Raw genomic sequence first — 6437 nt, 5'->3', positions numbered from 1 at the left:
ATAACCACTTGGATATCGACGATAATTTTGCCGAATATATGGCCGATGATGTGACCGAAGATGTTGTCGAAGAATCCGCCGACAGCATCGCCAGTAAAGACCCCGATGACGGCGTCGATTCCGCTACGCGAAATGACTTCGATGATGAAAATAACTGTGGCGCCCTACTTTGGCTACCGTGCGAATCAATAAGATTTAGGGCATAGGTTTGGCAGGCCAGATGCCAGATGCCAGATGCCAACCATGGTAATGCATTTTTATTTCCTTGTCAAGTAATTTATTGTTTTTTATGAACTTTTATATCCATTTGCCTGATTTTTGAGCGATTCCTTGCCTGTATAAGCTCAAAAATTATAACTTGATGATGAATAATGCGCCACTTTTTTTGTTGGTTTATTGTAAAGATTTGTTAGCGGTGAGTGTGGGGTTGCTTTGGCTTTTTTTGGGGAGTGGCGTTTTTTATGGGGGCGTAGCGGTTGGGTGGTTTTTGGGACTGGTGGAGTAGGTGCTTTTTAAAGGCCTAAAATTTCTCCGGTAGACTATTGATTTTATTGAAGTTTTTTTGCTTTAGTTATGGGGAGTGCTCCTTATTATTCGTTGTAAGTTGTAAATAGTAAGGAGCTATTTGATATTTATTATTCGCTTATCTATTATCTAAAATCCGACTAACTTTTATTAGATAATTACGCGATTCTTGCGAGACGTGGGATGTAACTAGTTTTCGATAAACTTGTTGTGGTGTCATTGAGTTTATGATGTTGATCGCTTCGTTGCGATCGTTAGAAAATGTGCGCAATACACTACCTGCCCCACCGTTATAAGAAGTAATCATGGCGTATCTTAACGAGATTGGATTATTGATGCCAGCTAAGTATTTGGTTTTTAGTAATGATAAGTAAGCGGTACCCATATCAACGTTATTACGTGGATCAAGTAAGAATTTTCGACTTGGTTCACCTGATTTGCCTCGTAATTTGAAAATATCACGTCCAGCGGTGTGTTGCTGTACTTGCATTAGTCCTAGTGCATCAGTACGGCTAACAGCATATGGGTTAAATGCTGATTCAACTTCCATAATCGCTAAAATTAAGCGTTCATCAATATAGTAGCGATTAGATGCTTCGGTTACGATTGGTAAGAATTTTTTGGCACGCTGATTTATGTGGTTAGGAACTAGTTTAATTTCAACATAAGTGATTTTATGAGAACCTGATGAGCGGGTTTTTATGTTATTGGTAAGTAGATAATCAGCAAAACTATTAGCTCTGCCACTCCAACGAATCGGTTGATGATCTTGATCTAATACCTGATTGTATAAAAATGGTTCTTGAGATAAGTCTTGACTGATTTTGTCATGGCGTATAATGTCAACTGGCTCTGACATAAGTAATGTCGAAACTATCGCTTCTTTTAGGTTTTCTATTGGTGATTCTGTCATGGTTTCAATAGTAATTACACCTGAAACGAAGTTAATATGGACGCGAGTTTTTAGGTTATCTTCATATTGAACGTAGTCTTTTGGACCTGCTATAAGGACTTCTTTAGGCCCCCAAATTTGTTCAATGTTATTAGCATATTGGCTAATTAATATATTAAAAGCATTAGTGTCTTTAATATAATAGTCTTCATCTTTTTTTGAATTCGTACTAGGACAACCTGTTAGAAGAGTTACAGTAATAATTAACGCTATGATTTTTTTATTTTTTTTCATTTTACATCTCAATTTTGGGGTTTGTATCCGTCAATAACAACTTCTTCGCCTTCAAATAGAAATTTGATCATTTCAGCTTCAATTTTTTTTCGATGTTCTAGATTCATCATATTGAATTTATTTTCGTTAATTAACATAGTTTGTTTTTTGAGCCATTCTTGCCATGCCTGTTTGGATATTTCGTTAAAAATACGTTTTCCAAGCTCTCCTGGGTAAAGTTGAAAATCTAATCCTTCTGCTTCTTTTTTTAAATAATGGCAATAAACAATACGACTCATTTTTATCTCTTTTAAGTACAATTAACAAACAAAGGCTGATTATACCTGAAAATAATTATAGATAAGAAGAAAATTATTATATTAATTTTAAATTGAATTCACCTTTAATTAGTGAATATTAATTTAAAATATTTGAATAATTATTTACTTTACACCGCAATTAGTTCGATTAAAATGATAGGAACTAGTTAATAAAATAAATAAGGATTAAACAATGCAGCCAAAAATCACACGTGAACTTTTTGATAAAGTTATTTTACCTATTTATGCACCAGCAAAATTTATCCCCGTAAAGGGTAAAGGGAGTCGTGTTTGGGATCAAAATGGTGAAGAATATATTGATTTTGCAGGTGGCATCGCTGTAAATGCGCTTGGGCATTGTCATCCAAGATTAGTTAAAGCATTACATGAACAAAGTGAAAAGTTATGGCATGTAAGTAATGTTTTTACTAATGAGCCGGCTTTAAATCTTGCTCAAAAACTTATCGATAATACGTTTGCTGAACGTGTTTTTTTTGCAAATTCTGGTGCCGAAGCTAATGAAGCTGCGTTTAAATTAGCTCGTCATTACGCAATACATAAATACAATCCTTATAAGACTAAAATTATTGCTTTTTATCAATCTTTTCATGGGCGTACATTTTTTACCGTCTCTGTTGGTGGTCAGGCTAAGTATTCGGATGGTTTTGGTCCAAAACCAGCTGATATTATTCATGTTCCTTTTAATGATCTTGATGCAGTTAAAGCCGTAATGGATGATCATACTTGTGCGGTTGTACTAGAGCCTGTGCAAGGTGAAGGTGGGTTAACTTCAGCCACACCAGAATTTTTACAGGGTTTGCGGGAGCTATGTGATGAATATAAAGCGTTACTGGTGTTTGATGAAGTGCAGTGTGGAATGGGTCGAACAGGCAGTTTATTTACTTATCAACAATACGATGTAAAGCCCGATATTTTGACCTCGGCTAAAGCACTGGGCGGTGGATTTCCTATTAGTGCTATGTTAACAACAGACGAAATTGCTTCAGTTATGCATCCTGGTGTGCATGGTACAACTTATGGTGGTAATCCTTTAGCTTGTGCTGTGGGTTGCGAGGCTTTTGATATGATTAATTCTCCTGAAATACTTGAAGGTGTGCAAAAACGACGTGCTGTATTTATTGAGCAATTAGAGGAAATTAATGATAAATTTAAATTATTTCGAGAGTATCGTGGGAAAGGGTTGTTGTTAGGTGCAGAGTTACAGCCCAAATTTCACAATAAAGCTCGTGATTTTTTGAACGTAGCATCCGAATTTAAAGTGATGATTTTAAATGCCGGACCTAATGTTTTACGCCTTACCCCATCACTAATTATTTCTGAAGATGAAATTAAAGAAGGTATGACTCGATTAGCAAAAGCTGTGGAAAAAGTTGTCAATTCTTAAGTTTTTCTATACAGTAACGGCATTTTAGTCAATTAAATGCCGTTGCATTTAAAGGATACTTATTTATGACCAATATTCACCCATTAAATTATGCTAAAACTCATTTTATTTTGAGTGCACCTGATATTTCTCATCTACCTATTGATAATGGTGTTGAAATTGCTTTTGCTGGCCGTTCTAATGCTGGCAAATCAAGCGCTCTTAATACATTAACCAATCAAAAAGGACTTGCTAGAACGAGTAAAACGCCAGGTCGAACCCAACTTATTAATCTTTTCGAAGTTGAAGAAAATTGCCGTTTAGTAGATTTACCCGGTTATGGCTATGCTCAAGTGCCAGAGGCGATAAAGCGTAAATGGCAAAAATCATTGGGTGAATATCTGCAAAAACGTGAGAGTTTAAAAGGTTTGGTTGTATTGATGGATATTAGACACCCGTTAAAAGATTTAGATCAACAGATGATTGAGTGGGCGGTTTCAGTTGATATCCCTATTATGTTACTGCTTACTAAAGCTGATAAATTAGCTTCTGGCGCTCAAAAAAAACAAGTTAATATGGTTAAAGAAGCTATTTTACCTTTTCAAGGAGATATTACTGTTGCTCCTTTTTCATCACCTAAGCGTATTGGACTTGAAGCTCTAAAACAAAAATTAGATGAATGGTTTAGTTTGCAATAAAGGATCATTCAATGAATAGTTCAACATTTTCGTTTCAATCTTTATCACCAGATTTAATTATTGATAGCCTATCTTCAATAGGATTGAGTATAGATTCTGGTTTGACTGTGTTAAATAGTTATGAAAATCGTGTTTATCAATTTCAAGATGAAAATCATAAACGTTATGTGGCTAAGTTTTATCGACCAAATCGTTGGGATCGTCAGCAAATTCTTGAAGAACATCAGTTTACTAAGCAATTAGCTGATGCTGAGGTTCCCGTTATTACGCCATTAACATTTAATAATACGACACTACACGAATATCAAGGTTATCTGTTTACGTTGTTTGCTAGTGTTGGAGGACGACAATATGAGATGGATAATATCGAGCAAATGGAATCTGTGGGTATGTTGCTTGGTCGTATCCATCAAATTGGTGCTAAGCAGACATTTTTACATCGTCCAACTATTGGATTAGAAGAGTATCTTTATCGGCCACAAGATATCTTGCTATCTAGCGCTTATATTTCTAAAAAAGTTCAAACTGACCTTAAAGATATTTTAGCCCAGTTAATAAAAACTGTTGAACAGCATTGGCATAACGATTGGCAGCCTATTCGATTACATGGCGATTGCCATGCGGGTAATATTTTATGGCGCGATAATGCAATGTTTGTTGATTTTGATGATTCTCGTAATGGCCCTGCAATTCAAGATCTGTGGATGTTACTGCATGGTGATCGTCAACAGCAACGTTTACAGTTGGATTTATTGATTGAAATGTATCAGGAGTTTTGTGAGTTTGATCATCATCAATTAAAGCTTATCGAACCTTTAAGAGCGATGAGAATGGTTCATCATTTAGCATGGATTTTAGAGCGTTGGCAAGATCCTGCTTTTCCTATCGCCTTTCCATGGATTCCTGATGAGGATTTTTGGCGTCAACAATTAGCTGAGTTTAATAAGCAAATTGATGCAATTAAAGCTCCTGCAATACAGTTAATGCCAATGATGTGAATATAAAGCGTATTAATTGAGTAGTTTTAATAATTCGTTTAAATTAGGTTGGTTTGTGACTAACTTCTCTTTTTTTTGTTTAGAAAGCTGTTTTATTCGGTACTCAAGCCTGAGCGCCATCGATCTGTCACCAATATAGATTTGGTACACAATAGTTAAATCTTTTTGCCCTTTTAGATGCTTTGCACCTTTGTTGGTTTGATGTTGGTGAAGCCTTCTTTCCACATTTGTTGTAATACCAGTATAGAGTGATTTTTTTGCTGTTCTAATAATATATAAAAACCATTCGGATGAGCTATTAGACATAACTAACCAATAATATAAATTCAATTATTTAACCATAATATCATTTTAATGGCATAGCAAATATTCATCACTTTTTAATTAATATTAATCGTACTACTAGTTAAACGTTACTGTTTCATTTACTTTAACGCAGATAATGTTTAAGATAAGTCAACTTTTTTGATGTATTCTGGGATAATAAAATTTGAATAACTTTGCAAAGATTATTGAAGTTCAACGTGGCGATATGAAGTTCGCCTATGTGCAAAATGACGAAATCAATTATTTAGAACTTTTTGACCAATTTTTGGCAGAAGAAGGACATCATGAATTACTCGATCCTAGCGATAAATTAGAGCGATATACTTATTTAATCGATCATAATGAATCAAAATTTATTTTTAAAATTGATGGCGGTGTTGAGCATCGTTTAGAGCGTCGTTTAATCGCCAAAATTACAGGCGACTTTTATTTCAATTTGATTCGTAAACTCGCCAAAATATCACTTGATAATGCCGATATTGCTTATGAACTGTATTTGGTTGCTTTTGATCAAAAATCTAAACGCCATTATATGATTTTTAATTTTATCGAAGGACGTTCTTTAAAGTGGGAAGAAATGAAAGAGTATGGCGAGCAAGTTAAAAACTGTATTGAAAAACTGCACAGTTATAATTTAGTATCTAATGATATTCATGGCGGAAATTTTATCTTAACGCCTGAAGGAAAAATCAAGGCCATCGATTTAACGAACTCAGGGTTTATTTGGTTAACTAAAGCCAATGATGCAATCGAGCTGAAAGAACGCTTTGATATCAAAATTAAGGTTCCTTTTTTGGCAATGACAATTAAAAAGTTTACTCATGGGTTTAAACGATTGTCTCGGAAGATCCGAGGGAAAGAAGATTAATTATTTTACCATGGTGAGAGTATCATCATTCACAATGGTAATTGATGTTTGTATCTGGCCTTGGTTATTAATGCGTAATCTTTCAATTAATCTATAATTTTAATTTGATCTGTATTGATCATTTTAAACACTCGTAAATCAATAGGTGAATA

At 34.6% G+C, this 6437-nt stretch carries 8 protein-coding genes; 5 read left to right on the top strand and 3 right to left on the bottom strand.

Annotated elements, in window-relative coordinates:
* Positions 1-206, top strand: a 206-nt coding sequence (locus tag A9G31_RS11740; RefSeq protein WP_176700345.1) for a hypothetical protein, incomplete at its 5' end; no start/stop codon positions are given.
* Between the two features lie 437 nt (positions 207-643).
* Here A9G31_RS11740 and mltC read toward each other — a convergent pair.
* Both mltC and A9G31_RS03310 read right to left on the bottom strand, forming a co-directional pair.
* A complete protein-coding gene (gene mltC, locus A9G31_RS03315) occupies positions 644-1711 on the bottom strand; it encodes a membrane-bound lytic murein transglycosylase MltC (RefSeq protein ID WP_065560423.1) in 1068 nt (355 codons plus the stop codon).
* 8 nt (positions 1712-1719) lie between these two features.
* Positions 1720-1989, bottom strand: coding sequence for an oxidative damage protection protein (locus A9G31_RS03310; RefSeq protein ID WP_065560422.1), 270 nt, complete (start codon positions 1987-1989; stop codon positions 1720-1722).
* A 214-nt stretch (positions 1990-2203) separates the two neighbouring features.
* On the opposite strand from A9G31_RS03310, the gene argD reads away from it, so the two are divergent.
* From argD to A9G31_RS03295, 3 genes are all read left to right on the top strand, one after another.
* The gene (argD, locus tag A9G31_RS03305; protein WP_065560421.1) at positions 2204-3415 is read left to right on the top strand and encodes a bifunctional acetylornithine/succinyldiaminopimelate transaminase; all 1212 of its coding nucleotides are present in this window, start codon (positions 2204-2206) and stop codon (positions 3413-3415) included.
* Between the two features lie 65 nt (positions 3416-3480).
* Positions 3481-4092, top strand: coding sequence for a ribosome biogenesis GTP-binding protein YihA/YsxC (gene yihA / locus A9G31_RS03300; protein WP_065560420.1), 612 nt, complete (start codon positions 3481-3483; stop codon positions 4090-4092).
* 11 nt (positions 4093-4103) lie between these two features.
* Positions 4104-5090 (top strand): serine/threonine protein kinase, encoded by a 987-nt coding sequence (locus A9G31_RS03295; protein WP_065560419.1) that lies wholly within the window; start codon positions 4104-4106, stop codon positions 5088-5090.
* A gap of 12 nt (positions 5091-5102) precedes the next feature.
* On the opposite strand, the gene A9G31_RS03290 is transcribed toward A9G31_RS03295, so the two are convergent.
* Positions 5103-5396 (bottom strand): GIY-YIG nuclease family protein, encoded by a 294-nt coding sequence (locus A9G31_RS03290; protein WP_065560428.1) that lies wholly within the window; start codon positions 5394-5396, stop codon positions 5103-5105.
* Between the two features lie 184 nt (positions 5397-5580).
* Here A9G31_RS03290 and A9G31_RS03285 point away from each other — a divergent pair, with 184 nt between their 5' ends.
* A complete protein-coding gene (locus A9G31_RS03285) occupies positions 5581-6285 on the top strand; it encodes a lipopolysaccharide core heptose(II) kinase RfaY (protein ID WP_065560418.1) in 705 nt (234 codons plus the stop codon).
* The last annotated feature ends 152 nt before the right edge of the window (positions 6286-6437 follow it).

Origin of the sequence: Gilliamella sp. Gris1-4 (assembly GCF_001690335.1) — a bacterium.
Taxonomy (GTDB): domain Bacteria; phylum Pseudomonadota; class Gammaproteobacteria; order Enterobacterales; family Orbaceae; genus Gilliamella; species Gilliamella apicola_P.
This window is presented reverse-complemented; position numbering and strand designations above follow the sequence as displayed.

Bases quoted from the DNA above. Each gene is read 5' to 3' on its own strand.
- argD (WP_065560421.1), top strand. From the start codon at position 2,204: ATGCAGCCAAAAATCACACGTGAACTTTTTGATAAAGTTATTTTACCT.
- A9G31_RS03310 (WP_065560422.1), bottom strand. From the start codon at position 1,989: ATGAGTCGTATTGTTTATTGCCATTATTTAAAAAAAGAAGCAGAAGGA.
- A9G31_RS03295 (WP_065560419.1), top strand. From the start codon at position 4,104: ATGAATAGTTCAACATTTTCGTTTCAATCTTTATCACCAGATTTAATT.
- A9G31_RS03290 (WP_065560428.1), bottom strand. From the start codon at position 5,396: ATGTCTAATAGCTCATCCGAATGGTTTTTATATATTATTAGAACAGCA.
- mltC (WP_065560423.1), bottom strand. From the start codon at position 1,711: ATGAAAAAAAATAAAAAAATCATAGCGTTAATTATTACTGTAACTCTT.
- yihA (WP_065560420.1), top strand. From the start codon at position 3,481: ATGACCAATATTCACCCATTAAATTATGCTAAAACTCATTTTATTTTG.